This is a genomic window from Bradyrhizobium sp., assembly GCF_016462955.1.
Classification (GTDB): domain Bacteria; phylum Pseudomonadota; class Alphaproteobacteria; order Rhizobiales; family Xanthobacteraceae; genus Bradyrhizobium.
Genome location: NZ_JAEMSD010000266.1, coordinates 7082 through 8316, shown reverse-complemented (window position 1 = coordinate 8316; position 1235 = coordinate 7082). Strand labels below are relative to the sequence as shown.

Sequence of the window (1235 nt, the reverse complement as noted above, 5' to 3'; positions counted from 1 at the left end):
GGCGCTTGGCTGCGACCGGACTGATGCCGGGATCGTCCGTGGCATCGGCCACGCAGGCGCGAAGCGCCGCGATCGCCGGGTCGATCTCCCGCTCCTTGCGCCGCGCCGCGATCCTGGCCGCGATCTCCCAGATGTCGGTCTCGGCCTCATAGTGGTCGCGGCGGTCGCCGAGGATCGGCACCCGCCGGATCAGGTTCCAGGCGAGCAGCTCCTTCAACGAGTTGGACACGTTCGAGCGGGCCATGCCGAGCGTCTCGGCGATGTCCTCGGCCGTCATCGGCGCCTCGGCGAGATAAAGCAGCCCGTGAATCTGGCTTACCGAGCGGTTCACTCCCCACTCGTCGCCCATGTCGCCCCAATGCAGGATGAAGCGCTCAACGGCGATGGGGAGTTTTGTTTTTCCGGTCCTTTCTGTCATGACAGAAATATCTGACGAAAGCGCCTTGTTGTCAAGGCGCCTTGCCTGCGGCCGGTTACCTGCCCAGAAATGCGACATGCCTAGGGAACAATTTGGCCGGTGCCGCGTTTGTCCCCGTCGAGGCGGGGCCCGGAATGATCGAAAAGCTCAATCAGCAGAGAGACTTATTCGAAAGCGAACGCAGTTTCCGGCTGTTGGTTGAAGGCGTTGCCGACTACGCCCTCTACATGCTCGACCCCAATGGGATCATCACGAGCTGGAACATCGGCGGCGAGCGCATCAAGGGCTATTCGCCCAGGGAGATTCTCGGCCAGCATTTTTCCCGTTTTTACACCGAAACCGATCGCGCCAACGGCAAGCCCGCACGGGCGCTGGGAATCGCACGGGACAAAGGCCGATACGAGGAGGAAGGCTGGCGCGTCCGCAAGGACGGCACCTTCTTCTGGGCCAGCGTCGTGATCGACCCGATCTACGAGGCCGGCGCACTGATCGGCTTCGCCAAGATCACGCGCGACATCACCGAGCGCCGCAATTCCCAGCTCAAGCTCGAGGCGATGCAGAAGCAGCTCGCCGAGTCGCAGAAGTTCGATGCACTCGGACAGCTCACCGGCGGGGTCGCCCACGACTTCAACAATCTCCTGATGATCATCAGCGGCAGCCTTCACATCCTGAAAAAGGGCACCGCCGAGGACCCGAGGCTCGCGCGCGCCATGTCCGCGATCGAGACCGCGACCAGACGCGGCGCCGCGCTGACCAGCCAGCTCCTCACCTTCGCGCGGCGGCAGAGCGTCAACCCACAGGCGATCGATTTCGCCGA

Annotated in this window: 1 protein-coding gene and 1 pseudogene; one reads left to right on the top strand and one right to left on the bottom strand. The window is 63.5% G+C overall.

All coding sequences use genetic code 11. The features are described 5' to 3' along the window. Positions 1–418 (bottom strand): MarR family transcriptional regulator (locus JHD07_RS23905; protein ID WP_291626532.1); only part of this gene is annotated, 418 nt, incomplete at its 3' end. 134 nt (positions 419–552) lie between these two features. Between JHD07_RS23905 and JHD07_RS23900 the strand changes: the two are divergent. Further along, a pseudogene (locus JHD07_RS23900) lies at positions 553–1235 on the top strand (PAS domain S-box protein); the annotation flags it as partial.